At 61.9% G+C, this 26,563-nt stretch carries 25 protein-coding genes; 12 read left to right on the top strand and 13 right to left on the bottom strand.

Annotation, left to right across the window (positions count from 1 at the left end):
• Positions 1-3 precede the first annotated feature (3 nt).
• The gene (locus tag VGM51_05680) at positions 4-3,186 is read right to left on the bottom strand and encodes an efflux RND transporter permease subunit (protein ID HEY3412537.1); all 3,183 of its coding nucleotides are present in this window, start codon (positions 3,184-3,186) and stop codon (positions 4-6) included.
• Positions 3,187-3,198: 12 nt separating this feature from the next.
• On the bottom strand, positions 3,199-4,815 hold the full coding sequence (locus VGM51_05675) for an efflux RND transporter periplasmic adaptor subunit (GenBank protein ID HEY3412536.1): 1,617 nt from the start codon (positions 4,813-4,815) through the stop codon (positions 3,199-3,201).
• Positions 4,816-5,003: 188 nt separating this feature from the next.
• On the opposite strand from VGM51_05675, the gene manA reads away from it, so the two are divergent.
• Positions 5,004-6,308, top strand: a complete 1,305-nt coding sequence (gene manA, locus VGM51_05670) for a mannose-6-phosphate isomerase, class I (protein ID HEY3412535.1) — start codon at positions 5,004-5,006, stop codon at positions 6,306-6,308.
• A gap of 73 nt (positions 6,309-6,381) precedes the next feature.
• Complete coding sequence (locus tag VGM51_05665; GenBank protein ID HEY3412534.1) at positions 6,382-7,077, top strand: hypothetical protein; 696 nt, start codon at positions 6,382-6,384, stop codon at positions 7,075-7,077.
• Positions 7,078-7,260: 183 nt separating this feature from the next.
• Here VGM51_05665 and VGM51_05660 read toward each other — a convergent pair whose 3' ends face one another.
• Both VGM51_05660 and VGM51_05655 read right to left on the bottom strand, forming a co-directional pair.
• Positions 7,261-8,034 carry an ankyrin repeat domain-containing protein gene (locus VGM51_05660; protein HEY3412533.1) on the bottom strand — a complete coding sequence of 258 codons (774 nt, stop codon included), beginning with the start codon at positions 8,032-8,034 and terminating at the stop codon, positions 7,261-7,263.
• Between the two features lie 64 nt (positions 8,035-8,098).
• Positions 8,099-9,280, bottom strand: coding sequence for an enolase C-terminal domain-like protein (locus tag VGM51_05655; protein HEY3412532.1), 1,182 nt, complete (start codon positions 9,278-9,280; stop codon positions 8,099-8,101).
• Positions 9,281-9,486: 206 nt separating this feature from the next.
• On the opposite strand from VGM51_05655, the gene ilvD reads away from it, so the two are divergent.
• Complete coding sequence (gene ilvD / locus VGM51_05650; protein HEY3412531.1) at positions 9,487-11,163, top strand: dihydroxy-acid dehydratase; 1,677 nt, start codon at positions 9,487-9,489, stop codon at positions 11,161-11,163.
• A 29-nt stretch (positions 11,164-11,192) separates the two neighbouring features.
• Here ilvD and VGM51_05645 read toward each other — a convergent pair whose 3' ends face one another.
• From VGM51_05645 to VGM51_05635, 3 genes are read right to left on the bottom strand one after another with little or no spacing between them, the layout of a single operon-like run.
• Positions 11,193-11,609, bottom strand: coding sequence for a DUF3788 domain-containing protein (locus VGM51_05645; protein HEY3412530.1), 417 nt, complete (start codon positions 11,607-11,609; stop codon positions 11,193-11,195).
• 1 nt (position 11,610) lies between these two features.
• The gene (locus tag VGM51_05640) at positions 11,611-12,048 is read right to left on the bottom strand and encodes a PIN domain-containing protein (protein HEY3412529.1); all 438 of its coding nucleotides are present in this window, start codon (positions 12,046-12,048) and stop codon (positions 11,611-11,613) included.
• Positions 12,035-12,292: an AbrB/MazE/SpoVT family DNA-binding domain-containing protein gene (locus VGM51_05635; protein HEY3412528.1), complete on the bottom strand. Its 258-nt coding sequence runs from the start codon at positions 12,290-12,292 to the stop codon at positions 12,035-12,037. Before VGM51_05635 ends, VGM51_05640 begins: the two co-directional genes overlap by 14 nt.
• A gap of 293 nt (positions 12,293-12,585) precedes the next feature.
• Between VGM51_05635 and VGM51_05630 the strand changes: the two genes are divergently transcribed.
• On the top strand, positions 12,586-13,725 hold the full coding sequence (locus VGM51_05630; GenBank protein HEY3412527.1) for a citrate/2-methylcitrate synthase: 1,140 nt from the start codon (positions 12,586-12,588) through the stop codon (positions 13,723-13,725).
• A gap of 270 nt (positions 13,726-13,995) precedes the next feature.
• On the opposite strand, the gene VGM51_05625 is transcribed toward VGM51_05630, so the two are convergent.
• The 3 genes from VGM51_05625 to VGM51_05615 are packed head-to-tail and all read right to left on the bottom strand — an operon-like array spanning position 13,996 to position 17,286.
• On the bottom strand, positions 13,996-14,958 hold the full coding sequence (locus VGM51_05625; protein ID HEY3412526.1) for a glycosyltransferase family 2 protein: 963 nt from the start codon (positions 14,956-14,958) through the stop codon (positions 13,996-13,998).
• Positions 14,955-15,785 carry a class I SAM-dependent methyltransferase gene (locus VGM51_05620; GenBank protein HEY3412525.1) on the bottom strand — a complete coding sequence of 277 codons (831 nt, stop codon included), beginning with the start codon at positions 15,783-15,785 and terminating at the stop codon, positions 14,955-14,957. The genes VGM51_05625 and VGM51_05620 overlap by 4 nt, the downstream gene beginning before the upstream one ends.
• On the bottom strand, positions 15,775-17,286 hold the full coding sequence (locus VGM51_05615; GenBank protein ID HEY3412524.1) for a hypothetical protein: 1,512 nt from the start codon (positions 17,284-17,286) through the stop codon (positions 15,775-15,777). Before VGM51_05615 ends, VGM51_05620 begins: the two co-directional genes overlap by 11 nt.
• A 935-nt stretch (positions 17,287-18,221) precedes the next feature.
• On the opposite strand from VGM51_05615, the gene VGM51_05610 reads away from it, so the two are divergent.
• The 8 genes from VGM51_05610 to VGM51_05575 all read left to right on the top strand — a co-directional run bounded on the left by VGM51_05610 (position 18,222) and on the right by VGM51_05575 (position 22,802).
• Positions 18,222-18,383 (top strand): Flp family type IVb pilin, encoded by a 162-nt coding sequence (locus VGM51_05610; GenBank protein ID HEY3412523.1) that lies wholly within the window; start codon positions 18,222-18,224, stop codon positions 18,381-18,383.
• 90 nt (positions 18,384-18,473) lie between these two features.
• Positions 18,474-18,635: a Flp family type IVb pilin gene (locus VGM51_05605; protein HEY3412522.1), complete on the top strand. Its 162-nt coding sequence runs from the start codon at positions 18,474-18,476 to the stop codon at positions 18,633-18,635.
• 78 nt (positions 18,636-18,713) lie between these two features.
• Entirely contained in the window at positions 18,714-18,875 is a 162-nt protein-coding gene (locus tag VGM51_05600; protein HEY3412521.1) for a Flp family type IVb pilin, read from the top strand.
• Positions 18,876-18,919: 44 nt separating this feature from the next.
• Positions 18,920-19,090 (top strand): Flp family type IVb pilin, encoded by a 171-nt coding sequence (locus tag VGM51_05595; GenBank protein HEY3412520.1) that lies wholly within the window; start codon positions 18,920-18,922, stop codon positions 19,088-19,090.
• Between the two features lie 40 nt (positions 19,091-19,130).
• A complete protein-coding gene (locus VGM51_05590) occupies positions 19,131-19,664 on the top strand; it encodes an A24 family peptidase (GenBank protein HEY3412519.1) in 534 nt (177 codons plus the stop codon).
• The gene (locus VGM51_05585; GenBank protein ID HEY3412518.1) at positions 19,661-20,161 is read left to right on the top strand and encodes a TadE family protein; all 501 of its coding nucleotides are present in this window, start codon (positions 19,661-19,663) and stop codon (positions 20,159-20,161) included. The genes VGM51_05590 and VGM51_05585 overlap by 4 nt, the downstream gene beginning before the upstream one ends.
• 26 nt (positions 20,162-20,187) lie before the next feature.
• Positions 20,188-21,336 (top strand): Tad domain-containing protein, encoded by a 1,149-nt coding sequence (locus VGM51_05580; GenBank protein HEY3412517.1) that lies wholly within the window; start codon positions 20,188-20,190, stop codon positions 21,334-21,336.
• A 140-nt stretch (positions 21,337-21,476) separates the two neighbouring features.
• Positions 21,477-22,802 carry an AAA family ATPase gene (locus VGM51_05575; protein HEY3412516.1) on the top strand — a complete coding sequence of 442 codons (1,326 nt, stop codon included), beginning with the start codon at positions 21,477-21,479 and terminating at the stop codon, positions 22,800-22,802.
• Positions 22,803-22,915: 113 nt separating this feature from the next.
• On the opposite strand, the gene VGM51_05570 is transcribed toward VGM51_05575, so the two are convergent.
• The 3 genes from VGM51_05570 to araG are packed head-to-tail and all read right to left on the bottom strand — an operon-like array spanning position 22,916 to position 26,484.
• Positions 22,916-23,935 carry an arabinose ABC transporter substrate-binding protein gene (locus VGM51_05570; protein ID HEY3412515.1) on the bottom strand — a complete coding sequence of 340 codons (1,020 nt, stop codon included), beginning with the start codon at positions 23,933-23,935 and terminating at the stop codon, positions 22,916-22,918.
• A 51-nt stretch (positions 23,936-23,986) separates the two neighbouring features.
• A complete protein-coding gene (araH, locus tag VGM51_05565; GenBank protein ID HEY3412514.1) occupies positions 23,987-24,973 on the bottom strand; it encodes an L-arabinose ABC transporter permease AraH in 987 nt (328 codons plus the stop codon).
• Positions 24,970-26,484 (bottom strand): L-arabinose ABC transporter ATP-binding protein AraG, encoded by a 1,515-nt coding sequence (gene araG, locus VGM51_05560; GenBank protein HEY3412513.1) that lies wholly within the window; start codon positions 26,482-26,484, stop codon positions 24,970-24,972. Before araG ends, araH begins: the two co-directional genes overlap by 4 nt.
• Between the last annotated feature and the right edge of the window lie 79 nt (positions 26,485-26,563).

Here is a 26,563-nt window from a genome sequence, read left to right as displayed (position 1 = left end):
TCTTCAATCCTCCGTCCCTTCGATGGCTCCGACGGTTGGCTCAACAAGAATCGGCGCCGCGAGGTCCAGGTCATCCTTTCGGAAGAACCGGGCCGCGTCGTCGAACAGCGTGTAAACCGAAGGGACAACGAAGAGCGTCAGCAGGGTAGATGTGATCAATCCGCCGCAAACGGCCGTCGCCATCGGCGCCTGCGTCTCCGAACCTTCGCCAAGGCCCAAGGCCAGCGGAAGCATGCCCAGCACGGCAGCGCTGGCGGTCATCAGGATGGGCCGAAGACGGGTGGGTCCGGCGTTCAGGACGGCCTCATCCCGGGTCATCCCGCGGCTGCGAAGGAGGTTCGTGTAATCGACCAGCAGGATACCGTTCTTCACCACGATGCCCACCAGCATCAGCAGGCCGACAAAGGCGGTCAAGCCGAACGCTCGGCCGGTCAGGAACAGGGCCAGGATGACACCCACCGCGCAGAGCGGTACGCTGAGCAGAACTGTCAGCGGGTGCACAAACGATTCGAACTGGCTGGCGAGCAGCATATATATCAGCCCAACCGCAAGCACGACTGCCAGAAGCATGCCCGAGAATTCGTCCTGCTGGCGTTTCTGATTGGCGCCCCAGTCCCAGTAGTAGCCCTGCGGGAATTGCATGCCCGCAAGCGCCGTCTTGATGTCCGCCTGAACATCGCCCAGCGCGCGACCCTGCGGCTGGCCGGTAACGGAGATGTAACGTCGGCGGTCCTGCCGTGTGATCTGGCTCGGTCCAACCTCGTAACTCGGAGTGGCTACCTGGCTGAGCAGCACGTCATGGCCGGTCGCCGCTCCACTGGGGCTCACCACCAGGCCGGAGAGTTCCGCGATCGTTTTGCGCGTGTTCTCGGCGGTCTGAACGATGATGGGGTACTGGAAGCCGCCTTCGTGGTAGTAACTCGCGATGGTCCCGTTCGTCGCCGTGCTGATGGTGCCCGCCACGTCCGAGAAGGTAACGCCTTGTTGCAGCGCTTTCTGGCGGTCGACCTTCCACTGGATTTCCGGAGTGGCGTCCTGCCAGTTTACATCCACATTCTCGTACCCGGCAACGCCTCGGACCCGCGACATCACCTCCTTGGAGAGGCGCGTGAGCGTGTTGAGATCGTCGCCGAAGATCGTCACATCGATGCTCTGGTTGCCACCGGTCATGATCTGGGAAACGACGTCATACTGATCGACGCGTGGCTTGACTCCGGGAAGCCTGGAAAGCTGCTTCCGGATGTCCGCCATGACCAGCAATGTGGACGCCTTGCGATCCGGCTTCAGTTTCACGGTTACAGAGCCCTGATTGGGGTTCAACGCCGTCGTGTTACCCCGGTTCGAGAGTGTGGTGCCCGCGGCCGAGAACGCGATTTGAACGTTAGGGTTGCTGAGCACGATCCCCTCGACCTGGCGCATGACTTTATCCGTCTGCGAAAGGGCTGTCCCGATCGGCAGCTTTATGGACACGCGGAAGTCGCCGCTGTCTGTCTGCGGCATGAGCTCGCTGCCTACGAAAGGCAGTAGGGCGAAGCTGGCGGCCGAGAGGCCCACCGCCCCGGCGATGACCCACCAACGATGGCGCAGCGTCCAGTTGAGCGCGCGACGGTAGTTCGCATCCAATGCTTCCAGCCAGAGGCCAAACGTGAAGAACCGGCGGTCCAGCCAATTGCGCTCCCGATCCACTTCCAGCGCCTCGCGATGGGCTTCGCCGCTGATCAGTCGGCTGGCGAGCATCGGCACAACGGTCATTGCGTCCAGCCAGGAGACAGCCATCGCGAAGATAACGACCAGGGCGAATTGTGTATACATCTGCCCGGCCTGCCCCTTAATGAGCAGCAGCGGGAGGAAGACCACCATGATTGTGAGCGTCGAGGAGAAAACGGCCGTGGCGATTTCGTTCGTCGCGGACACAGCAGCCTCCGCCGACCGCTTCTTGTCTCGCTCAATATGCCGGAAGATATTCTCCAGAACGACGACGGCGTCGTCCACGATGAGGCCGGTCGCGAGCGCCAGCCCCCCGAGCGACATCGTGTTTAATGAGAATCCGCATGCGTACAACAGGGCGAATGTCGAGATGATCGAGATCGGGATCGAGAGCGCCACCACCAGCGTGCTGCGAATATTGCGGAGGAAGAACAGAAGGATCAGGACGGCCAGGATGCCGCCGAGCAGCGCGTTGTTCTTCACGTCTCTCACCGACGCCGCGATGAACCGGCTTTGGTCGTATGCGAGGTCGAACTTCAGTTCAGGGTAGAGCTTCTGGACTTGCTTCAGCTTCTCCTGAACGGACTGCGCGGCCTCGACCGTGTTGCCGCCGCTCTGCTTCGAGATCACGATCCCGGCTGCGGGCTCTTTGTTCAAACGCGTGTACAAACGCGTGTCGGAGTGGGAGTCGCGGACGTTGGCAACCTGGCCAAGGGAAACAAGCTGGCCGTTGAAAGACCCAACAGGCGTTGCGGCGATTTCTTCAGGGCTCCTGAACCAACCGAGGCTCCGGATCGTGTATTCGGTCTGGCTTTGTTTGGCGATCCCGGCCGGCAGGTTCGCGTTTTCCTGGGCGATCCGTTTCACCACGTCGTTGAGAGACAGATGAACGGATTGGAGCCGGATGGGGTCGACGTCGATGATGACGGCTCGCTGCTGGCCGCCGGTCACGACGGCCGAGGCTACCCCGTCCGCGCTTTCCAGAAGCGGCGACACCTCATTGTCCAGAAGCGATCGCAGTTTCACTGGGTCCTTGATTCCGGAAACGCCGTAGATCAGGATCGGAAGCTGGGATGGGTCAAACTTGAACACCAGCGGGGTCTGAATTGTGGGGTCGCTGGGGAAGCGGCTGGTGGCGCGCTGAACGAGTTGGAGGACATCCACAGCCGCCTGACCCACGTCCGTGCCCCATTGGAACTGGACCCGCACACTGGAGTTGCCCTCCGAAGTCGTGGAGCTCACCTGCTGCATGTTGGGGGCGGCGCTAAGTGCCTCTTCGAGCGGTCTCGTGATCTGGGCTTCAACCTCTTCCGGCGCGACGTTTGGCCAGTTGGTGGAAACCGCAACCGTTGGGATGGAAACCTGCGGAAGCAGGTCCACCGGCAGCTTCGTTACACAGATGGCGCCCAGCAGTACCAGCGACGCGATCCGCATCGTGACGGCCACCGGCCGAGTTACAGAAAACCGTGCGATATCCATTCTTTGTGCCCTTTACCCGCGACCACCGATTGGACCGCGCCGCCCCTTGCCACCACCCTTGCCGGCGCCGATGCGGACCTTCTGCCCGTCTCTCAATGGCGCCGCGCTCATCACTACGACCTTCTCGCCAGCCTGCAACCCGGAATCAATGGAGATGCCGCTGGAATCGCTTGCCCCCGTCGTGATCGGACGAATGGACGCCACATCGTCATTTACAACTGTCACCGTCGCGCCGTCAGGGCCGATGGTCACCGCTTCCCGCGGCAGAACCAACGCATCCTTGATGCGCCGTGTGACAATGGAAGCGCGGGCGAACATGCCCGGCTTCAGCAACCCCGTGGGATTGTCCACGACCAGGCGGACAGTGAACTGGCGGCTGGTTGGGTCCGCCGCGGCATTGATCTGCGTTACCTTGCCCACGAAGGTCTTCCCCGGCAGCGCGTCGATGCGCACGGTACCGTGGTCTCCAAGCGCCATCCGCGTGGCGACTTCCTCGGGCGCCGGCACGCTCACGAACACCTGTCGAACCGCCTGGACGGCCAGTATGGGCGTGGTGGGCGAAGCCATCGCGCCCGGATCGAGGTAGCGGCCCGTCACGTATCCGCTGACGGGCGAGATAAGCACTGCATCGGAAAGCTGAGCCTGCGCGCTTCGGAGCTGAGCCACACTCGCATCCACCGTTGCCTGAAGAGCCGCCAGGTTCTGCCGATAGGCCGGTTCCTGGACGACATTGGCGCGGGCCGTCGCCAGTGTTGCCTTTGCCTGTTTGACCTGCGCGGCAGCCGCAACGATATCGGTCTTGCCCTTCGTCGCAACAATGCGCGCTTGTTGTTGTGCGGAGTTCAGTTGCGCCCGGGCCGAATCGAGCTGCGCTTTGGCCACGTTCAGGCCGCCTTTGGCGACCTCAACAGCGCCTTCCTGCACGGTTACGGTGGTGCGCGCATCATCAACGTCCTGCGCCGCCGTAAATCCCTGCTTGTACAGATCGTTCATCCGGTTGAACTTGGAGCGCGCGTTCGCCAGGTTCGCGTCGGCGCTGCCAACCATCGCCTGAGCGTTCGCCACGGAAGCAACGGCGGAATTGACTTTGCCTTGCGCATCGGCAACGGCGGCTTCCGCAGCCTGCCGCTGGGCGGAGTCGTTTGAAGCCGCCTGCGCGTACGCCGCCCTGGCGCCCGCCAGAACCGCCTCCTGTTGACTCAACTGGGAGTGGACCGACACATTGTTCGGGGACTGGGTGATCTTCGCCTGGGCCAGCCGATAGCGTGCCTCGGCGACCTGCGCCTGCTGCTGCCGAACCTGTGCCTCGATCTCGGCTGTGTCGATGCGCGCCAGCACCTGCCCCTGGGTAACGCGATCACCTTCGCGGACCTCCAGAAACGTCAGACGCCCGGTGGTTTTGGGGGCGATTTTCACGTTGAACGGCGATTCCACGTTGCCGATGGACTCGAATCGCTGAACGATATCGCGGCGTGTCGCCGAGACCGTGGTGACCGGCACCGGAGCGTTTTTGCGTTGGTCTCGCGACTTCGCCTGGTCGGCGGCCGCGGCCGTCTTTTGCTCGAGGCGCCAGCCGACAAGGCCAAGAAGTACGGCGACCGGTATGACTATGGCGATCCATCTCTTCATGCGACACCCCTCAAAAGTGTTTCACTACCATAAGATACTTATGCATATTAGATGTCAATGCGCATGAAAAGGTTGCCGGACGTTTTACGCGCGAGCGTCGCGTGTCCGGAAGGGACGCTCGTTCACGCGCTAGACTGAAATTGCCCCATTTCAGGCGGCTCAATTTAGCGGGCAGCGGAGGACCACTTATGTCGGACAACACTTCAAGGAACGGCGTCGATCGCAAGTCGGCGGCGGCGCCGGCGGTGATGGAGATCGAAGGCGCCGTGCAGCATTACGATTGGGGCGGATATGAATTCATCCCCCGGCTCCTGGGCATAGAAAACACCATCCGCGAACCCTACGCGGAACTCTGGATCGGGGCCCATCCTGGCGCACCGTCCATCGCCCGCTTCGACGGCGAAGTCATCCCGCTCAACCGCCTGATCGAAACCTCTCCGGATGCGTACCTCGGCGACAGCACGGCGGCCCGGTTTGAAGATCGTCTGCCCTACCTGTTCAAGGTGCTGGACGCGTTCAAGATGCTGTCCATCCAGGCACACCCGAGCAAGGCGCAGGCCGAAGAAGGCTTTGCCCGCGAAAACGCGGCGGGGATACCGCTGACGGCATCCAACCGCAACTACAAGGACGACAACCACAAACCGGAGGTGCACGTCGCCCTCACCGACTTCTGGATGCTGCACGGCTTCCGTCCGTTGGATGAGATCGCGGGACTCGGCGCCACCACTCCCGAACTGGCGCCGGTGCTGGGCGATTTCGGGAAGCGGCTGGAGCGCGCCGGAACAGGGGCCGCCCGCAAGGATCTGCTGCGTTCGGTATACGGCGGCATCATGGCGCTGCCCCAGGGCGAAATAGACAGAGTGTTGAACCCCCTGCTGGCCCGCCTTGCGGGGGAACGTCCGTCGGATAAGGACTCGGCGGACTATTGGGCCCTCCGAGCGGCGGACAACTTCCCGCTTCCGGACGGTCATCGGGATCGGGGGATCGTCTCCATCTACCTGCTGAACCTGGTTCATCTGAAGCCGGGGCAGGGGACCTACCAGCCGGCCGGTATGCTGCACGCTTACCTCGAAGGCATCAACGTTGAACTGATGGCCAACTCGGACAACGTGCTGCGGGGCGGCCTCACGCCAAAGCATGTAGATGTGGCCGAACTGATGCAGACGCTCACGTTCGAAAGTGGTCCGTCGGCTGTCATCCTCGGTGACGCCGTGGCCAAGGTTAAGACCGTATACCGCACCCCGGCGGCGGAATTCGAGTTGAGCCAGATAGCCCTGGATGGCGGAACGGGATTTGACGCCGGCTCGATGCACGGGCCCGACGCCGTCATCGTGCTGGAGGGAGCCGTGACCGTGGAATCCGCAGGGCAGAGTCTCGATCTGAAGCGTGGCGGCATCTTCTTCGCGCGGGCGGGATTCCCTTACCGCGTTAAGGCGTCGCAACCCGCCGTACTGTTTAAGGCGTCGGTGCCGGCGAATTTACAGGTTCCCTGACGGGCTCGCGAACATGCGGCCCCAGCACGCACCCTGTAAGATGGCCACTAACGTCCATGAGGAGGAGAGCCAGTTGAGAGCAACAGTGACCGAGTGCGATGACAGCTTTATTTTCAGACTCTCGGACGTGGCGCCGGGGGACCTGGGCGCTATTCAGGCGGATTACTACACGCCGGATGGCGACGGCTACACAAAGACGTTTTCACGGAACGCACCGTATATCGACGACGCAGCGGCCAATTTCGTGCGTTACGCGGAGCAGTTGTACGGTGAAACGCTCACCGCCGGCAGCAACCTGTGGCGGGAAGGCCTGCTCCATTTTCTGGACACCATGGAGGGTTCGGGCATCGGTTGGTTCCTCATCGGAAGCTGTGTTCTGGCAGTCAAAGGACTGGACGTCGTTCCACGCGGGGTGGACGTGGTGTTTCCTCAGGTGTCCGACCTTCCGCGAGTACGTGATCTGTTCGGCCCCGACACCTTTCAACCGCTCATGGAATGCGAAGGCTGGGTGGCGGCAGCATATGGAGAGGCGTTTCACGGCTGCAGGATATCGATGGCGTTCATGACCCAGAACTGCCTTGACACCCCGGAACCGGATGGCTCCGGTCCCTCCGACTCCGGCCCTTACGCGGCATCGCACCTGGAAACGGCCATCTGGGAAGGCCGGGAGGTTCCGGTTCCCCCGATGCAGCTCCTGCTCAACATCAATCGCAGGCGGGGCCGCACCGAACGGGTCCGCCAGATCACGGAGTACCTGAGCAACCCCTGACAACGGGGGATCAGCCCGGTGGAAGCTTAGGTGCGCCTTAGGGCAGGGATAGGATCGCTGTTTGATACTCCACATTGAATGACATCAATGACGGAGGATCGGACAATGGAAACCCAGATGGAGATCCTGAGCCATCGTGTGGCGGCATTCAGGGCGGCGGTATCGGGTGAGGAAGCGCCGAGGTCAGACGGCCAGCGCGCGCTGAATCAGCCCGGCAATGTCAGAGTGCGTCAGGTACACCGCCCAGTCGAGGGCGGTCTTGCCGCGAGAGTCTTGCGCGGCCGCATCGGCCCCCAGGCGTAGCAGCAGATCGACGGCTGGGGCGTTTCCCAATGCCACGGCGAGCAGCAGAGGCGTCTCGCCATCCGTATTGCGCCCGTTGAGATCGGCGCCGTTTGCCACGGCGCGGTCAAGTCCCGGGAGGTCTCCCTCGATCAGCGCGCGACGCAGCGGGTCCGCCAGAGCTCGCGCGAGTGAATCATAGCAGGCGTTCGGCCACGGAGCGTCGTAAGGCTCCAGACCGTCCAGGCCAAGCGCGAAGAACAGCTCCGCGAGCTGCCCGGACTTATAGACCACGTGCTGGATCATGTGGTAGACGAACCACCGAACGTTCACCGCGAACGTACCGAACTGCGCGCGTGGCTCCGCCAGCCGTTCCGCAGTCATACCTCGCAAAAGGGACCGCCATGCCGCCGTCTCCTCGGTCAGCGCGAGGGATAACTCACCCTGAGCACCCAGTTCGGGAATCCTCTCGTGACGCGAACAGTCGGTCTCAAGAATATGTTGGCGATCGCAACGCAGCCAAGACCACGTATGCCGCGCAATCACGCGCGCGGACGGCACATAAACGGCAGGCGACCAGTCCCATTTATCCGCCGGAATGAGCTTCATCCGGTACACCATCGTATCCAGGTGCTCGCACAGGGCGTGCTCGTAGACTTGCGTTTCAGATGTCATGGGTGGTTTCTCCGACGCGTATCCCACCGACTTCAGTCGGTGGAATGCTCGCGCGCTCTTGTGTTCACGCCAGCAGATCGAACCTCGGATTCACGCCGGCCGCGAACCGTTCTTCGTCCAGCGCCAGGCCGAACCCCGGAGTCGCCGGGACCGTTGCCAGGCCGTTTTCCAGATCATAGCCCTCGGCGATCAGTACGTCCGTGTCCAGCGGATCGTGTTCCGCCATGTAGAAATTGGGAATTTCGCGGCCGATATGCAGGATCATGATGTAGCCGATAAGCGAGCCCCAATTGTGCGGCGCCACCTTCAGACCGCATTCCTCCGCCCAGGCCGCCTCCGTTAGGATGCCTTCGATGCCGAAACGCCGCATATCCGCCTGATAGATGTCCACGGCGCCGGCCTCCATGAGCGGGCGTAACGGCTCCAGGGTGTCCTGAGTCTCGCCATCGCAGACCAAGGCACCGAGGCCGTGCTCTTTGAGGAACGCCTGCAGTTCGAGGTTCTGTTCAACGTCCTCGGGAAACATCTCCTCAATGAACGCCAGATTGAGGTCGGCCGTTTCCGTAAGAAAGCGCTTCGTTCGCGCCAGGTCGTAGCCGTTGTTTGCGTCGACTCCGATGACGGCCTCCGGCCCGGCGTCCTCGCGGATCGTCGTCAGTACCGCCTTGTCGCGCTCGAAGCCTTCCTCGGCGGGCATCCATTTCGCCCCCCGGCCGATCTTGACCTTGAACGCCGTGTGGCCCTGCTTGCGGCCGAGGTCGATCTCCCAGCGGAACCGCTCCGGCCAGTTGCCAGCATATTCCGGGATCAGGTCGGCGAAGTAGATGGACCCATCGTACGCCGGCACGCGTTTCGGGCCGCGAGCGCCCAGCAACTCGTACACTGGTTTTCCAAGTGCCTTTCCGACGAGGTCCCAGAGCGGCATCGTCCCTTCCGCAAGAGGGTTCTCCACGCTTGGGTTGCGGAATTGGGCGAACGGATCAGTGCCAAGCATCACTGCAAGAACAGATTCGTCCGCCGCGCAGTAGCCCAGCCCCTCGACACCGGCGTTTGTGAAGAGGCGGACCATGCGATCAGTCGCCGTATCGCCGTGATCGCCCAACCGCGAGTTCCTGCCCACAAACTTGGGCCGCCGGCTCACAAGGTCGAACCCGATGATTCGCGTTATCCTCACATCGGTGGGCAGGTCCCCGGCCCACGGCCAGTTCCGAATCCCGTCAGCCCGACACGCAAGTTCTGATTCCAATAGCTGGACCTCCTGAGCTTCCGACTACCATCAGGCCATTACAGACAGCCCTAACGGTTATCTTGGCACGTGCAGCCCCATCCATCCCATACTGATTACATCAATGAAACGCAGAGTCGGGCGCGGAGGCCCGACCTACTGTGTCCGGCGGGACGCCGGTCGAACGGTGTCGGGCACGGAGGCCCGACCTATTTAAGGATGAGAATATGAGATCAGATACAATCAAGTCCGGACATGACCGTGCGGGACATCGCGGGCTTTTGAAAGCATGCGGGCTGACTGACGAAGATATGAAAAAGCCGTTCATCGCCGTCTGCAATTCGTACGTGGACATCGTTCCCGGACACCGGCACCTGAACGTGTTCGGCGCGTACGTGAAGGAAGCGATCCGGCAGGCCGGCGGAGTGCCGTTCGAGTTCAACACCATCGCGGTTGACGACGGCATCGCGATGGGGCATTTGGGCATGCGTTACTCGCTGCCCAGTCGCGAACTGATCGCGGACTGCGTGGAGACGATGGTCACCGCCCACTGCTTCGACGGCATGGTCTGCATCCCCAACTGCGACAAGATCACGCCGGGCATGCTGATGGGCTCGCTTCGCGTCAACATTCCCACCGTGTTCGTCTCCGGTGGGCCGATGCGGGCAGGCATCAAGCCGGACGGGACCAAGGGCGACCTTATCTCCATTTTCGAGGGGGTCGGCAAGTTCCAGGTCGGCGAGATCAGCGAAATCGACCTCAAGGCGCTGGAAGACTCGTGCTGTCCGGGTTGCGGCTCCTGTTCCGGCATGTTCACCGCCAATTCGATGAACTGCCTGATGGAAGCGATCGGCCTGGCTCTGCCCGGCAATGGCACGCGCCTCGCGGAAACCGAGGGGCGAATGGAACTGGCCAAAGAGGCCGGACGCCGTATCATCGATCTCGTCGCCAGGGACGTCAAGCCGCGCGACATCGTCACGCCGAAATCGCTGGACAACGCCTTCGTGCTGGATATGGCGATGGGCGGCTCCACCAACACCGTGTTGCACGCGCTGGCGCTGGCCAAGGAGGCCGGGATCGACTATCCGCTGGAGCGCCTCAACGAGGTGTCTGCCAAGACTCCGTGCATCTGCAAGGTCTCACCGTCCAAGCCGGACGTCCATATCGAAGATGTTGACTGGGCCGGCGGCATCGGCGCGATCCTCAAGGAGATCAGCCGGAAGCCGGGCCTGCTGAACCTGGACTGCCCCACGGTGACCGGCAAGACGCTCGGCGAGAATGTCGCGTGCGCCGAGATCACCAATCCGGATGTGATTCACACCATCGACAACGCATTCAGCGAGGATGGCGGACTGGCCGTGCTCTTCGGCAACCTGGCGCCCGACGGCGCCGTGATCAAGTCCGCGGGCGTCGAGCCGCAGTGCCTGGACTTCACCGGGAAAGCGATCGTCTTCGAGTCGCAGGACGAATGCCTCGCCGCTTTGGACAAGCACGAAGTGAAACCCGGCCACGTGGTCGTGATCCGCTACGAAGGCCCCAAGGGTGGACCCGGAATGCCGGAAATGCTCTCACCGACCAGCATGATCAAGGGGCAAGGGCTCGGGACCACCGTGGCGCTGATCACAGACGGGCGCTTCAGCGGCGGGACGGCGGGAACGTGCCTGGGCCACATCAGCCCGGAAGCCGCCGACGGGGGGCCGATCGCCCTCGTGAAGAACGGTGATACGATCCATATCGACATCCCGAACCGTACGCTCACCCTGGAAGTGGACGACGCCGAACTCTATCAGCGCAAGGAAGCGTGGGTGAGGCCTCCGTACAAGATCAACACGGGCTGGCTGGGACGTTACAGCCGCCTCGTGACCAGCGCCAACCACGGCGCGGTGCTGCGGCTGCCGGACTGAGGAAGGGTTGGGGAACAGGGGGCACGGACTCAGTGCGTCAATTTGATGGCGGCCAGCTTCATCACGGTGGCGACGTCGTCGGCGCCCATAACCTCGATGCGGACCGCTGTTCCCTCGACGTATCGCCTTGAACCGTTGATCAGATTGATGACGGTCGCAGGCAGGTCGCTCGAACGCGCCGCTTCCACCGCTCTGTCGCCCATGGCGAACGAAGCGAGGAAGCGGCCCGCGCTCGGGGACAGGTACACGATGTTCCGGCCGTTGTGCTTGAGTCGCAGCGCCCATCCCGCCTTGGCGGAGTAGCTGTTCCACTCCCGGTCCCCAGCGCCCAGCGCTTCCAGTCCTGCCACGAGTTGGTCCCAGAGGGGTCGCGCCGGCCCCAGGACGTCCGTTATGTCTTCCTCAGTGGGCGAATCCGGTCTTCCGATGAAGGCGTTTGGGGACACTTCACGGTTCCTCCGGCAAACCCTCAAGCCGCGCCACGCCCGGCACGCCGGACAGCGCACGGTCGAAGGAAAAGAGCCGGCCGTCGCACGACTCGAGCGCCGCGGCGCAGCAACAGGCATCACCGTAGCTTCTGAGCGAAGTGGCGAACAGGTTCAGCGCGATCAGATAGCGGTCTTTGTTCGACATCCGAAATCCGGAAGACTGGACGATCGGCAAGAGGCCTTCCTCAATATCCGCGTTTGAGATCTTGTAGAACGATTTCAGCACCCACACCACCTCAGCCAGAGTCACCGGATCGCATTCGACGACGCATTCCTCCCGGCCCATCGCCCGAAACAGGCTCCTTGCCTTCTCAAAGTGAACGGGGTCATCTTTCGCGACATATCGAAGGATGACGTTGGCGTCTATCTGTATACAGGCGGGCTCAGAGTCCTTCACGCGCCACCTCCTCAGCTACTGCCTTCATCGTCTCTTCGCGGATGGTTTCCCAGTCGGTTGTCTTTCCGATCGCGTAATCGTGGAATATACCGGCCACATCCGCGATGGTGCGCAAAGGCTTGAACACCACCTCGGAATCACGCTCTGTCACCACGAAGCGTGTATTGGCCTGGATATTGAGTTTCCGCCGTATCGCCGCAGGTATGGTTACCTGGCCCCTCTCCGAAATACCTGTTGTTTTCATCCTAAACTCCTCCTTTCAGTAATCTTACCACAAATCGGAAACACTGGCGATTTCTAACCAATTTCCGAATCCTTCACGCGATTCCGCCACCTGGGCCCGTACCGACCCCACAACATTACGGATAACCCGGGTGAGGCGCGGCGGGGCCTTGGCGGCGATCCGTTCGGGGGGTTCGCGGTATCTGTTCTGCTGCAAACGGCCGGCCGCGACGTTTTCCAGTTGATGAACGCGCCCCATTCCTCTAAAATGCAGTATCGCGTTTGGAGCACACACAGAAAGGCGGAACGGATACGATGGCTGACGGGAAGAAGAGCGCATCACAGGGCAAGGGGCTGCAGGACGTCGTCGCGGGCGAATCCAGCATCTGTTTCCTCGACGGGGAAAACGGTAAACTGCTGTACCGGGGCTACGACATCGCCGAACTGGCGGAACACTCATGCTTTGAAGAGGTGGCCTACCTGCTGTGGTACGAGCGACTGCCCGGCAAAACGGAGTACAACGCCTTTCTGGACACCTTCACCGGGAGTATGGAACTGCCGGTGGAGACCGTGATGATCCTGCGCATGTTCCCCAAGGCGGCCACGCCGATGGAGGTGCTGCGCACGGCGGTTTCCTCGCTGGGCCACTGGGATCCGGACAGCGGCAACACGCGCCTCGACGCCTGCCTCCGCAAAGCCATCCGCCTCACGGAACGCCTGCCGCAACTGGTGACGGCGCACCAGCGCCTCCGCAACGGGTACGAGCCCATCCGGCCGGTCCCGGGCCGGAGCATCGCGTACAATTTCCTCTATACATTGCACGGCAAGGAGCCGGATCCGGACTGGGTGAACACATTCGACGTCTCGCTGATACTGCACGCCGACCACGAATGGAACGCATCCACCTTCGCCGCGCGGGTGGTCGCGGCGACGATGTCCGATATGTACTCCTGCGTCACCAGCGCCATCAGCGCGCTCAAGGGGCCGCTTCACGGCGGCGCCAATGAGCAGGTGATGCTCATGCTGAACGAGATCGGCGCGCCGGAGAAGGCCGAGGCCTGGGTGACGGACGCGCTGAGCCGGAAGGTCAAAATACCCGGATTCGGGCACAGGGTGTACCGGACCGAGGACCCGCGCGCCGCCATCCTCCGCGGCTACGCCGAACGTATCTGCCAGGCCGCCGGCGACTCGCGACTGTACGATACCGCCCGCGAAGTGGAACGGACCGTCACCGCCAACACCAACGTCAACCCCAACGTGGACTTCTATTCCGGGATCATCTACCAGATGATGGGCATCCCGCCGGAACTCTATACGCCCATCTTCGCGGCCAGCCGCGTGGTGGGCTGGACGGCGCACATCCTGGAACAGTGGGGCAACAACCGCCTCATTCGCCCGCGCGCGGAATACACAGGCCCCGCGGAACGCAAGTACACGCCGATAAACAGGCGGTGAGGGCTGAGGGCCGAGGGCTGAGGGCAAAGGGCTGAGGGCTGAGGGCCGAGGGCTGAGGGCTGAGAGCTGGGGGCTGAGGGCCGAGGACTGAGGGCTGAGGGCTGAGGGTTGAGGGCTGAGGGTTGAGGGCTTAGGGCTGAGGGTTGAGGGCTTAGGGCTGCGCTCGTCGTCATCGGCGTGGGCGATCCTCGTCCGAAGGACGAATGGCCGAAGGCCCTTCAGACCGGTACGTCTTTGCCTGGTCGGGGCTGGGGACTGGATCGCGCCGGGCTAGTCGTCATCGGCGCCATCGGAATCATCGATGATGTAGAGCGGTCTGTTGCGCACTTCGTCGTAGACCCGTCCGATGTACTCGCCCAACATGCCGATCGAGAATAGCTGCACACCGCCCAGGAACAGGATAATCACGACGGTGGACGCCCAGCCTGGAACGGTCCTTCGGGCAATCAGCGCCTCATACAGCACCCAAAGCACCATACCCAGGCTCAGCGCGGATGCGATGAGACCGATGTGGACGGCAATCCGCAGCGGTACCCACGAGAACGAGGTGATCCCATCTGCGGCGAACCTCAGCATCCTGCCCAGGGTGTACTTCGTCTCGCCCGCGAAACGCTCTTTCCGCGTATACGGCACTCCCGTCTGGCGGAATCCGACCCAGGAGACCATACCGCGCACGTACCGATGTTTCTCCCGCATCGACCTCAACGCGACCAGCGCGGATCCACCGATCAACCGGAAGTCTCCCGCATCGACCGGTATCTCGACCTTGGTGAGATGCACCATGAGGCGATAATAGATGGAAGCCGAAAACCGCTTGAAATAGGACTCGCCGCGGCGAGACCGCCGTTGGGCGTAAACGACCTCATAGCCCTCGCGCCATTTGCGCGCCAACTCGGGAATCAGCTCGGGCGGATCCTGGAGGTCGGCGTCCATCACGACGACGGCTTGGCCCCGTGCCGCGTCAAGGCCGGCCGTAATCGCCGCCTGGTGGCCGAAATTCCGCGAGAATCTGATTGTCCGCACCCGGTCATCGCGGCACGCCAGCCCGCGAAGGAAGGACGCGGACTGATCGGTGCTGCCGTCATCGACGAAAACGACTTCCGCCTCGCCGTCGAGCGAATCGAGAACAGGGGAGAGCTGCTTGTATAGTTCCGGCAGCACCTGCTCCTCGTTGTACACAGGTATGACGATAGAGTATACGACTTCGCTGCTGCTACCCTGCGACACGCTCATTTCGATTTCCTCGCGATCACCGCGACGTTCCAGCAATAGCGCTTTAACCACGGACACCACTTCAGCAAAACGCTATCGACCTTTTCCAGTCTGTTGTATTGGGGTGTCAGCCTCTCGTGCTCGGTGATTATCTTCTTCCAATACCGTTGCGCACTCGGGTGGACCCTTTCGATCGCGAAAAACCTCAAGAAGAGCGCCAGGGTAGTGAGCCAGAAGAACTCCGTCCGAACTTCCGCGAAGAACTCGTCGAAGAGGCGAAGGTCGGACAGTTTAAGCGGATGCTCGCCTGGAGTCCTGACGCCGTTCGCTAGTCTTCTGTAGGCGTTGATCACCGGGTTGTGCGCCAGGGGGTCCCAACTGACCAGGACCCCGCCCGGTTTCAGTACATCGGAGATGCGCCTGAGCGTCGTCCGAACGTCAACATGATGGAGCAGATTGCCGGCGTATACCACATCGAAACTGCCTTCGGGCAGCAGAAGCGAATCGGCGTCGGCCCGATGAAGCTCCACATCCACGTGATGCAGCGCCGCTACCTGGGAAACGAGGTTCAGAAACTCGCTGCTCAGGTCACACGCCGTCACGTGCGCCCCTTGCTTGGCGAACCATACCGCGGCTTCGCCGGCGCCGCAGCCCAGGTCCAATATCCTCAGCCCTGCAACGTCCCCAAGCTGAGTCCGTATCCACCGGTGTTCCGGGCATGTGGCGGCGGACCAACTCTCATCGACCAGGACCTCTTCCGGTTTCAGGTGCAAGGCCCACTCATCGTGGAAATGCTCCTCAACCCGTAACCGGTCCGCTTGACGCCCCTGGTCTTCGTTACCGCGCATGCTCAGCCTGCCTCGCTGCCTGCGGGTCGAAGGTGCCCCGCCTGGCAAATACCGATTTCGCCTTGTCCGAATAGACCCGCTCCCACGTGCCTTCTTTGCCCAGCAATTGGGCTAATGGGGCGTCCCGGTCACAGAGAATCGTCTGTACGTTGTACTTACGCAGAACGTCCCTCCACGGCCCCCATGCCTGTTCGATCAGGGTGTAGTCGTCGAACACTTTGTCGCCATAGAAATCGGACCTGCCATCTATGAACACCCTGTACCGTGGGTACAGTAAACCAATTGCCATGCCGCCGATGTTGAAGTGGGTCCAGAGGTTTGGACCCAACGTGTGCCTGTCGAGATAAGTGAGTGCGGCATCGCTGGACGTTGCCTCGATGGGACGCCTCACCAAATGCTGTACGCCGTACAGGGTGTAGCCCAGGGCAAGGATGGCAATGCCGCATTGAAGCAGGGGGCTGGATTTGCTCTCGTCGCGGCTCAGTTTATCCGCAAAGAGGGAGGTCAGCATCACGCTGAGAATGGGAGCGGCCACCAGGGCCAAGAGAGCAACGTGCCTGACTGAGTAAAGGGTCATGCGGTACAGCACCAGCAGCAGGATGGCGTCCACCGGGCGCATCCGGTTCTTCCGATACATCAGCACAGCGACCACGGCGAGGAGAATCACTCCGACTGGTTGGTCCGATGTTTGATGCAAACTCGGAGACATCCAGTCTGTCGTGATGTGAGTGATCTTGGGCGGATTGAGAATTATCCAGAGGGGATACACCAAGGTGTTGATGCCATTTGGGTTGACCAGTGACGCCGCGACGCAGAGTGCCAGGACTGTCAGGAAGCCGCGGAACTTCGGCCTGTCCCAGATGAATGAACCCGCAGTGTAGACCGCCAGCAGGACCAACCCGAAGAAATAGCCGGCGTGCAGGTTCGACCAGAGCGTCACCAGCGGCACCAGGGGCCACAGCGCCCTCCGATTGCCCGCAAGATGTCGGTCGATGGCGAAGAGGGAAATGACCGTAAAGAGGAAGGTGAACAGTTGCGGGCGCTCACTCCAGGTGGGAGTGAAAGCCAGCATCGCAAACAGCGCGGTCAGCGAGGCGACCACGTAATCCCCGCAACGTGCCCAGCACAGTCTGCACAGCAGAAGATATATGCCTGTAAGGAAGATGGCTGTATAGGCGACGAGTCCCAACGGACCGAACGCGGACCAGAGGCCATGGGCGAAGACGTCCCACAACCATTCCTGGCTCACCCACGGCCGGCCCTGCGCGGTGAAGGAGTATGGGTCCACCTGCGGGACCATTCGGTGTGCCAGTATCCACTGCCCATTCCGCATGTGCCACCAGATGTCCGGGTCGTGGACAGGTCGCCCGAGACAGCACGCAAAAATCAGCAGGGCCGGTAGCCAGAGCAGGATTCGGTGGTGCGGCGCCGGGGCAGGAGCTTCGCCGGTAATCGTGGCGGCCTCGATTCTGGCGGACAGGGGTTCAGGCGATAACTGCAATTTCGGGCTCACCTTTCTGCGCTGCCATATGGCGGAGTCAGAACAATCTTGGTACTATCATATCATTGTTGGCCGGCAGGCCAGTGCTCCCCACCGGATTCGTCCAAGATGAACTCGCGACTGAGGCCGGCCCCCACGCTCACGCCCTCCAAAACCTACCCGAAAGGGTAGGTAAAAACCTAGCCATTTGGGTAGTACCGCTTACGCCAAAACCCTGATATCATGTAAATGAAGGGTATTAGCAGGCGAACGTGGACCGCCCGGTCTGGTTCCCCGCTCAAAACCCGGCGCGATGCCCGAGGTGTTCATTCGGGCGCCGAAAGTCGCAAACAATTGCGACCGCCATGCGCCGGCAATTGGGACTATAGGGACTCCCGCGGCGGTCCGGGACCCGTTTATATTGTGTTATACCCTTATAGGCACGGAGTTGTACAAAACCTGGTTCGCGTCGCCGCGAAACGGCTCACCCGCCGGATGAACCCGGCAGCCCGAAAAAAACCGGGAAAAGAGTGGTTTCCTCCGGGGCAGTGGGGTTACAATTCCGGAATCCAGCGTAGAGCGGGCGAAATCGAAGGAAACGTGCGGTACGGGCGGATTGGCCCGGATTGTGCAATGTGAAGGTCATACGGGCCGCTGAGCCCGGTGGGTGGCGCGCGGACGCATCCCGCGGCCCCCCGATACCGGGGAACGGTCAGCGGCCGGACGAGGCATCCTGCCTGGGCAAAACTGAAGAGACACAGAGGGTAGGCGGCAAGGGCAGCGCAGCGGACCACATCATAAGGCTTGCCGGCCTGTATCAACCCGGACGGAGGGCACCCATCCCTGGCCCCGCCGACCACATGACATCCGGTTCCCATCGGCGGTACTTACGGCTTATAGAAATACATATTCCCGTTATATGCCGCCACCAAACACGAAATACAGGAGAAATTGAAATGAAGGAACTGATCACCAAGTTGATGAAGGAAGAGGAAGGCGCCTCAATGGTTGAGTACGTCCTCCTTCTCGCCCTTATCGCGGTCGTTTGCATCGCGGCGGTAACAGCCGTTGGCTCAAAAGCGTCGAAACAATTCGACACGGTACAGGGTAAGCTGTAAGCTTCGGTAGCCCCTGTAGTGCTGGGTCGCGGGGCTCAAGCCATTGCTCCGCGCCCCAACTGGGGCCACGCTGAAACGGGAGATGTTGAAATGAAGGAATTGGTTAGCCGGTTGGCGCGGGAAGAGGAAGGCGCCTCAATGGTTGAGTACGTCCTCCTTCTCGCCCTTATCGCGGTCGTTTGCATCGCGGCGGTAACAGCGGTTGGCTCAAAAGCGTCGGCACAATTCGACGCGGTACAGGGTAAGCTCTAAGCTTCGGTAGCCCCTGTAGTGCTGGGTCGCGGGGCTCAAGCCATTGCTCCGCGACCCAGCGGATATGAAATGAAGGCAATGCTCGTCAGATTGGTCAAGGATGAGGAGGGCGCGGCGCTTGTCGAATACATGTTGCTGGCCACCCTTGTCGCCGTTGCCTGCGTCGCCGCCGTCACCGCAGTTGGTACTGCAACCGTTACGAAACTGAACGAACCCGCCATTTCCGCTGCCCTGAAGTGAGCGTGCGGCATGGGACGGGGATTGCATACCTTGGCAGGGAACGTATGAAGGAACTCATCGAGCGGCTGATAACGGAACAAGACGGCGGCACGCTTGTCGAGTACGTCCTCCTTGCGGCGCTCTTCGCGGGGGCGTGCGCAGGCGCGATCAAGTTACTCGAAAAGAATGTGAACTCCAGCTACGATGCGACTGCCGCCGGCGTTCCCCATGGCTGAGTAACTCCGTCGATATTTTACGGAACGCCTGCAACACACGATGCATTATACAGAAATAGCCAGAGCCATCCTTGTCCTCGCGCTGATCGTGGCCTCGGCGACGGACCTGCGCTGGAGCAAGGTGTTCAACTGGCTCACCTGGCCGGCGATCGGGTTGGGGATACTGCTGGGGCTGCTGGGCGGCCCGGCGTCCTCGATTACGATGCTGGAAGGCCTGGTTGCCGGTTTGGCGGCCGGGCTGATTTACATGGTGTTCTTCCGCTGCGGAGCGGGGGACGCGAAACTGCTGATGGTCGTCGGCTCGCTCTGCGGGCCGTGGTTTTTATTGGGCACGGCGCTGTACGGGGGGATCGCCGGTTTCCCTCTGGCTCTTTTCGTGATGTGGCGGCGCGGCGTAATGCGCTACACCCTCGCGAATTTCACGGCGAACAGCGTGCAGCGCGCTTCCGGCAACCGGGACGTGGATATCGCGTCCAATTCTAAGGCGGGCAAGATGCCGTACGCCCTGGCGATCGCGCTGGGCGCCGGCGCCACCTATCTGATTTACGGCTGGGCAGGCATGAAACTGGGATGACACTCACGGCATACGATAACCGGGGGAGGCGAGGGGCCGGGCGCGGCGCCGCGATCGTCGAGTTCGTCATCGTGTCGGCGCTCCTGATCTTCCTGCTTTTCGGGATCATGGAGATGGGCTTCATGCTCTCGAACTCCGCAACCGTCACGATGACCGCGCACCAGGGCGCGCGCGCCGCCGCGCTTCGCGGGACGAGCGCCGCCGTGACGGCCGCCGTGAACAACGCGGCCGCCCCTTTGCGCCACTCCACGGACCCGACTTACCTGTCGTACGTCACTAAATCGCGCCAGGCGGCGGACGCGGCGTGGTCGGACTGGACGCCGGGAACGGCGCCTCCGGGAGGGACGGACGCGCAGATACAGGTCATCGTTACCTACAAGTACGACTACATCACCGGCTCCCTGCTGGGCAGCATTGGCAACCTGCTGGGCGGTGGAGGCGGCTCCACATCGAGCCGGACCCTCACGGGAACGGCGATTATGCGCTACGGCGGTTAGCGGTTAGGATGAAGGAACCGGAAGTGATGGAAAACATTCGGCATCAGCGGCGCGCCTACGTTCTGGTCCAGGTGGTCCTTGTTCTGGTCGTCCTCATGGCTTTCGTCGCCCTCAGCGTGGATTACGGCACCATGGTGATCCGCCAGCGCCGCCTACAGAACGTGACCGACTCCGCGGCCCTTGCCGGCGGTCCGGATATCGGCAAGAAGAACGCCCCCGCGGTACAGGTGGCCCTGGACTACGCCGGGTACAATAATGCGCCGACGGCCACCGCCAGCGAGGCGAACTGGGCGCTTACTGTGGATGCGACCGAAGACGTCGCCACACCGTTCGCCCACGTGTTGAACTCAGCCTGGGGCACCAGGCCGGTCAGCGCAAGGTCCGTGGTGCAGGCCAGCGCCGATCTGACCGGCATCGCCAACCTGCTGCGCCCGTTTGCGCTCATGGCGGGCCAGGCGGGGCCATCCGGGGCGGACAAATATCTTGCGTGGAACGGCTGGGATGCCAACCTGAAACTCGTCCTGGATGCGCAGGGAAACGGGTATTCGAATAACTACGGCGTTTCCACCAGTGGAACGACCGTTACGATAGAGATTGCCCCGCTGGATCTGAACGGTTCAGGCATCTCCGCTAAGGCGGATGTAACCACCGCGGTAAATGCGTACATCGCCGGGCTGAAGGGGGATCCTCCCGCCGTTGCTTACAAACTCGCCGGTAATACGTACTGGCTCGCGTCGTTGCTGTTCGTGGCAAACGACAAGAGTTTTACGTGGGCGAATGACCTGGCCGCGTGGAAAGCAGCCACTGCCAGGGCTATATGTCGCGTCGCTGACGGTGGGGACACCGATTCCGTTCTTGAGCGTGTCCTAACCAAGGAGGCACAGCTCGGCCGGATTTTTCCAAATAGGAATGATCCGGGCTGGCCCGATGAGCAAGACCCCCGCCTCTGCGTCTTCGTCGAGTGCAACCGCCTCACGGGCAGCGGGCAGAAGAGCTTCGATACCGCCCTCCAGGGCTACGTAGGGTTCTTCATCACGGGGATGTCCGCGGACAAGTCGATGGTGACCGGGTATATCGTTGATCCGGTGATGCGCTCCAGGGTGCTGCAGACCGGCACCTCCACAGTGCCGGATGGGACGAATTACGGAATCCGCAGTTTCTACCTTGCGCAGTAGCCCGCCGCGTCCACGCGAGACCCATAATATATCGTTGACTTACGGCCGGCGCGCGCACTGGGCGGTTATGCGCGCCGCCATTCACCATTCTTTGCCGGCAGCCATGCTCCTCGATGGGGCATACCTGGGAACCATCATCGATGAGTAACGAATTCGCGTCACCCTCACACATCTGGCCCACCACCGAACCGAAACTGGAGCGGCGGCGCATCGTCATCGCCCAGCACGATCCGCGCGCGCGGGAGAACTCGCGCCACCTCCTGTTCGAGATGGGCATGGAAATCGCCGGGCTGGCGGGGGATGGGCAGGAGGCCGCGCAGATGGCGGGCCTTCTGGCGCCCGATTTCGTGCTGCTGGACGACACGCTGCCGGTCCTGGGCCCGCTGGAAACGGCCCACGCGATCCACACTTTCGCCCCGAACGTCGCGTGCATCGTGATGTCCGGCGGCGATAACCCCACTTTCCTGCGCGACGCCATGCGATACCGGGTGACCGACATCATCGCGAAGCCGCTGGACCCCCATGAGCTCCGGGAGTCGCTGGCCCGGCTGATGGAGATCGGAAAGGCCGAGGAATCGCCGACGGTGAGGGCGCTTCTGGACCCGTCGAAGCTGCCCCGCGTGATATGCATCACCGGCGGCAAGGGCGGCGTGGGCAAGACGATGGTGGCGACGAACCTCGCTTTGGCGCTGCGCGCCCGCAAGGAGAAGGTGCTGCTCGTCGATCTGTACACGCAGTTCGGGGACGTGGCCGCGACGCTCAACATGAAGCCGGAGCGGATCCTGGCGGAGCTGTCGTCCATGGTGGACGACATCGACTCCTCGCTGATCGCGAGTTACGTTCAGAAGCACCCCTCGGGCCTTCACGTGCTTTTCAGCTCCATCGACCCGCTGCCGCTGGACTCGCTGACGGTGGCGTGCCTCGACCGCCTTCTGGGCGTCGTCAAGAGCGAATACAAGTACATTGTGTTCGACACCCCGCCGTATCTGCACGCCACCACGCTGCACGCCCTGGCGCTGGCCAACGACGTCCTCTTGGTGTGCAACCTGTTCGACTACACGACCATCGCGGACACGAAGCAGTTGTACGACACCCTGGACGGCGCCTATGTGTCGAGCGACCGGCTGAAGATCCTGGCGAACCGCGTCGCCGGGTCGAACAAGTTCAAGATCGAGGACGTGGAGCACGCATTCGGGCACGAGGTTTTCGCCCAGATACCGAACGACCCGCGCGTGGTGGACCTCCTCAACACGGGGTACCCCGAGCACATGACGAACGCTTCCACCCCCATGGAATTGGCGATGGGCGCGCTCTGCGAAGCGCTGCTCGACCCTTCGAAGGCCCATCACGTTCCGGTGTCCGCGCCGCCGCCGCCGGCCGATCGCGGCTCCAGCCTCGTCAAAGGGTGGAAGCGGCTGATCGGGAGCGGGCAGGGGACGGCCGACGGCAAGCGTCCCGGCCTGTAGCCGGAGCCCGCAGGGCGTGTGCGCCGCCGGGCAGCCAAAAGAGGGAGAGGCGGGCGGATCGATATCCGCCCGCCTCTCCCGATTCTTCCGACCGCCCTTGCCCAGCTACTTCGTCACAGCAGCCCTTCGGCCGCCATCACCTTCTTGTAGTTGTCGCGGGTGATGAGGGTGCCGTTGGTGAGAGTGACCTTCGGGGGCTCCTTGCCATTCTTAATCCACTGATACATCAGGTCGCTCGTATTGTACCCGTGGAGGCGGGGGCGGATGAGGACCGAGGCGTAGAGTCCGGTGGGCTTGGGCTTGTCGAAGTCGGCTTTCGCGGTGCTGCCGCCGATTCCAACGCCGACCACGTCATTCGCCGTGAAGCCGCGGTTTTCCATCGCGCGCACGGCGCCCATCACGCCCTCATCATTGCTGCTGAAAACAAGCCAGTGTTTCACGTCGCTGTGCTGCCCCAGGACGATATTGGCCGCGGCAAAGGAGCCGGAAGTGTCGGACGTCTTGTTCGGCTTGTCGAACACACGGTCCATCGGGAAGCCCGCTTCCTTGAGACTGTCTTCGGCGCCCTGTATGCGCTTACGGGCGGTTTCCAGTTCCGGCACGGTCATGGCACAGGCCGCGGTGTCGGCGGCCGTCCAGCCACGTTTCTTCATTTCGTCCGCCAGAGTCTTTCCCACCATCTTCCCGATGTCGTAGGCGGAGATGCCCATGTATGGGATATCCAGCGGCTTGCCGTCGGCCCCCAGCAACTGGTCATCCACGGCGAAGACTTTCATATTGAACTTGGCGGCGTTCTTCAGGATGGCGGTCCCCATGGTGACGTCCGGTGCGCAGATGACCAGGCCCTTGACGCCCTTTGACCCAAGGTTGTCGATGCCGATCAGCACGTTCTGACCGCTGGTGCCGGGGATCGCGATGAGCTCGAACCCGTCCTTGTCCGCCGCCTGCTGGGCGAACTTCACTTCGTTCTGAAACCACGGTTCCTCAGGCTGCTTCACCATGAAGCCGATCTTGATCTTCTCGCCGGAGGCCGCCGTTGAGCCGTTTCCGCTTTTGGTCTTGTTGCATCCGGTTCCGAGCAGCGTCCCGAACGCGGCGAACGCCGCACACGCGAAGAGTACTTTCCTGGTCATCGATTGTCTCCTTGTCAAAGGTCTGAGGCGTTGGCCCCTGAGCCCCATATGCTAGACCGTGGCGCGGTTCTTGAGGCGGTCCAATAGCACGGCCGCCAGCAGCACCAGGCCGCTCACCACATATTGCCAGAATGGCTGTATGTTCAGCAGGTTCATAACGTTCTGGACGGTGCCCATGATCAGCACGCCGATGATAACGCCGAACATCGTTCCCACACCGCCGGTCAGTGATACACCGCCTAGGACGCAGGCGGAGATAACGCGCAACTCCAGGCCCATGCCCTCGTTCGGCTGGCCGGACGTCATCTGGGACGCCAGGATGATGCCCGCGAAACCGCCGGCGATACCCATCAGGGTGAAGATGATCACCCTGGTCCGTGCTACATCGATGCCCGCCAGTTTGGCCGCCTCGGAATTGCCGCCGATGGCCAGGACGTTGCGCCCGAAGATGGTCCGGTTCAGCATGAAGCCGAACAACAGGAAACAGGCAGCCATGACCCAGACGGGGAGGGGAACGCCGATGAACTGTGTGTTTCCCAGCTTGTAGAATGCGTCGTTTGACACGCCGACCGCGGAACCGTTCGAGCTGATGAACGTCAACCCCCTGGCTATCTGCTGAGTCGCCAGCGTGGCGATCATGGCACTGATTCCGAGGCGGGCGATGACAAATCCGTTGATGTATCCGACGATTCCACCCGCGCCCACACCGGCCGCCATGCCCATCACCACGTTGCCGGTCTTGTTGGTCACAACGGCCGCCACAACGCCGGCCAGCGCAACCACGGCGCCTGGCGAGAGGTCAAAGTCCCCGGAAGCAAGGCAGAACAGCATCGTACAGGAAACGACTCCCACCTGAACGACGGCCAGGGCCAACCCGCGCATGTTCACGGGGCTCAGGAAGTCGGGGACCATGATGGAGGAAATGATAAACAACAGACCGAAAATGATCGCCATGGCGGCGGAGTCCCACACTGCTTTGATAGCGGTGGACGCAGTGCGGCGCTGAGCCGGAAGTTCGATATCAGCAATTGGCTTCATGAGTTAGGGTTCACTTCCATATCAGTGGAAACGGGCAGCGCCAGTTTCAGAATGCCCTCCTCGGTTCCTTCAGACCGGGGGACGGAGGCGACGATTCGGCCTTGTCGCATCACGTCGATGCGGTCGCAGATGCCGAGGACTTCGGGCAGTTCGCTGGACACCACTACGACTCCGATGCCCTGTTCTGCGAGACGCTGGATGATCGCATAAATCTCGCTTTTTGCGCCGACATCAATTCCGCGAGTTGGCTCGTCCATCAGGATGACCTTGATGTCCTCACTGAGCCAGCGTCCGAGAACGACCTTCTGCTGGTTTCCGCCGGAGAGGTTGTTAATGGCCTGTTTGAGCGACGGGGTGCGGATGCTCAGGCTGTCCACCTGTACGACGGCATTCTTGCGTTCCCGCGGTTCGTTGATGACGAATCCCATGGACGAGAAGTGCCGCCGCGCGCTCAGATTGATGTTCTCCATCACGTTGCGCACCGGAACGATGCCTTCCTTCTTGCGATCTTCAGGGCACAACACGATCCCGCTGCGAATCGCCTGGGACGCATTACGGATACGCACCGGCGATCCGTTTACCCTGATCTCTCCCGACGTCGCCCGCGTGGCGGAGTACACCAATTTGAGCATCTCGGTGCGCCCGGCGCCCACGAGGCCGAAGAGCCCGACGATCTCCCCTTTGCGGACGGAGAAGTCGAGCGGCGCGGTCAATCCCGGACCGGAGAGACCGCGCACTTCCAGCGCGGGGTCTCCCAGTTCGCGCGGATGGTAGCTGAAAATGTCCGTGATGGAACGGCCGACCATCCGGTTCACGATAACGCCCGCGTCGATCTGCCGCACATCGGGGAAGGTCTCCACAAGCCGGCCATCACGAAATACCGTTACGCAGTCGCATATCTCAAAGATCTCGTCCAGACGGTGGCTTACGTACAGGATCACCTTCCCGGACGCTTTGAGGGAGCGTATGATCTGGAACAGGCTCTCCACTTCGCGGCTGCTGAGACTGCTGGTGGGCTCGTCGAACGCGATGACCTTGGCGTTCCGGCTGAGGGCCTTTGCGATCTCAACCATTTGCCGCTGCGCGATTGGAAGCGATCCAAGCTTCGTACGGGCGCTCACCTCCACTCCCAGTTCGTTGAGTATGGCCATCGCCTGGTCGATCAGCAGCGCCCGGTCCACCACACCGCCGGTGTTTGGCATATGCCCGAGGAAGAGGTTTTCCGCGACGCTCATCTCCGGAACGAGGTTCAACTCCTGATAGATGACGGCGATCCCCGCCGCAATGGCCGCGCTGGTGTTGGCAAACGATACGGGGCTGCCGTCCAGCAGGACGCGACCGCCATCGGGCCGGTATACGCCGCTCAGAATCTTGAGGAGTGTGCTCTTCCCTGCGCCGTTCTCACCGCATAGTGCGTGAACCGAGCCTTCCGCTGCGCTGAACGAAATGCCGTCCAGCGCCTTCACGCCGGGAAATATCTTGGATACGGAGTCAAATTGCAAATAGTCCATAGATAGGGTCTGGGAAGCCGGGGTAAGGCTGGCTACCGCATACATTGTTGTTCGACCGGGAGCCAAGTTCCAAGCAGAC

This window comes from Armatimonadota bacterium, from assembly GCA_036504095.1.
In the GTDB taxonomy this organism is placed as follows: Bacteria; Armatimonadota; DTGP01; order JAKQQT01; family JAKQQT01; genus DASXUL01.
Note: the sequence above shows the minus strand (reverse complement) of the source record. Positions and strands in the feature narration are given on the sequence as shown.

Coding starts and splice junctions, on each gene's coding strand:
- VGM51_05675 (HEY3412536.1), bottom strand. CDS start 4,815: ATGAAGAGATGGATCGCCATAGTCATACCGGTCGCCGTACTTCTTGGC.
- VGM51_05660 (HEY3412533.1), bottom strand. CDS start 8,034: ATGACATCTGAAACGCAAGTCTACGAGCACGCCCTGTGCGAGCACCTG.
- araH (HEY3412514.1), bottom strand. CDS start 24,973: ATGAAGCCAATTGCTGATATCGAACTTCCGGCTCAGCGCCGCACTGCG.
- VGM51_05570 (HEY3412515.1), bottom strand. CDS start 23,935: ATGACCAGGAAAGTACTCTTCGCGTGTGCGGCGTTCGCCGCGTTCGGG.
- VGM51_05590 (HEY3412519.1), top strand. CDS start 19,131: ATGCATTATACAGAAATAGCCAGAGCCATCCTTGTCCTCGCGCTGATC.
- VGM51_05595 (HEY3412520.1), top strand. CDS start 18,920: ATGAAGGAACTCATCGAGCGGCTGATAACGGAACAAGACGGCGGCACG.
- VGM51_05680 (HEY3412537.1), bottom strand. CDS start 3,186: ATGGATATCGCACGGTTTTCTGTAACTCGGCCGGTGGCCGTCACGATG.
- VGM51_05580 (HEY3412517.1), top strand. CDS start 20,188: ATGGAAAACATTCGGCATCAGCGGCGCGCCTACGTTCTGGTCCAGGTG.
- VGM51_05620 (HEY3412525.1), bottom strand. CDS start 15,785: ATGCGCGGTAACGAAGACCAGGGGCGTCAAGCGGACCGGTTACGGGTT.
- VGM51_05605 (HEY3412522.1), top strand. CDS start 18,474: ATGAAGGAATTGGTTAGCCGGTTGGCGCGGGAAGAGGAAGGCGCCTCA.
- VGM51_05575 (HEY3412516.1), top strand. CDS start 21,477: ATGAGTAACGAATTCGCGTCACCCTCACACATCTGGCCCACCACCGAA.
- VGM51_05585 (HEY3412518.1), top strand. CDS start 19,661: ATGACACTCACGGCATACGATAACCGGGGGAGGCGAGGGGCCGGGCGC.
- VGM51_05610 (HEY3412523.1), top strand. CDS start 18,222: ATGAAGGAACTGATCACCAAGTTGATGAAGGAAGAGGAAGGCGCCTCA.
- ilvD (HEY3412531.1), top strand. CDS start 9,487: ATGAGATCAGATACAATCAAGTCCGGACATGACCGTGCGGGACATCGC.
- araG (HEY3412513.1), bottom strand. CDS start 26,484: ATGGACTATTTGCAATTTGACTCCGTATCCAAGATATTTCCCGGCGTG.
- VGM51_05600 (HEY3412521.1), top strand. CDS start 18,714: ATGCTCGTCAGATTGGTCAAGGATGAGGAGGGCGCGGCGCTTGTCGAA.
- VGM51_05625 (HEY3412526.1), bottom strand. CDS start 14,958: ATGAGCGTGTCGCAGGGTAGCAGCAGCGAAGTCGTATACTCTATCGTC.
- manA (HEY3412535.1), top strand. CDS start 5,004: ATGTCGGACAACACTTCAAGGAACGGCGTCGATCGCAAGTCGGCGGCG.
- VGM51_05635 (HEY3412528.1), bottom strand. CDS start 12,292: ATGAAAACAACAGGTATTTCGGAGAGGGGCCAGGTAACCATACCTGCG.
- VGM51_05630 (HEY3412527.1), top strand. CDS start 12,586: ATGGCTGACGGGAAGAAGAGCGCATCACAGGGCAAGGGGCTGCAGGAC.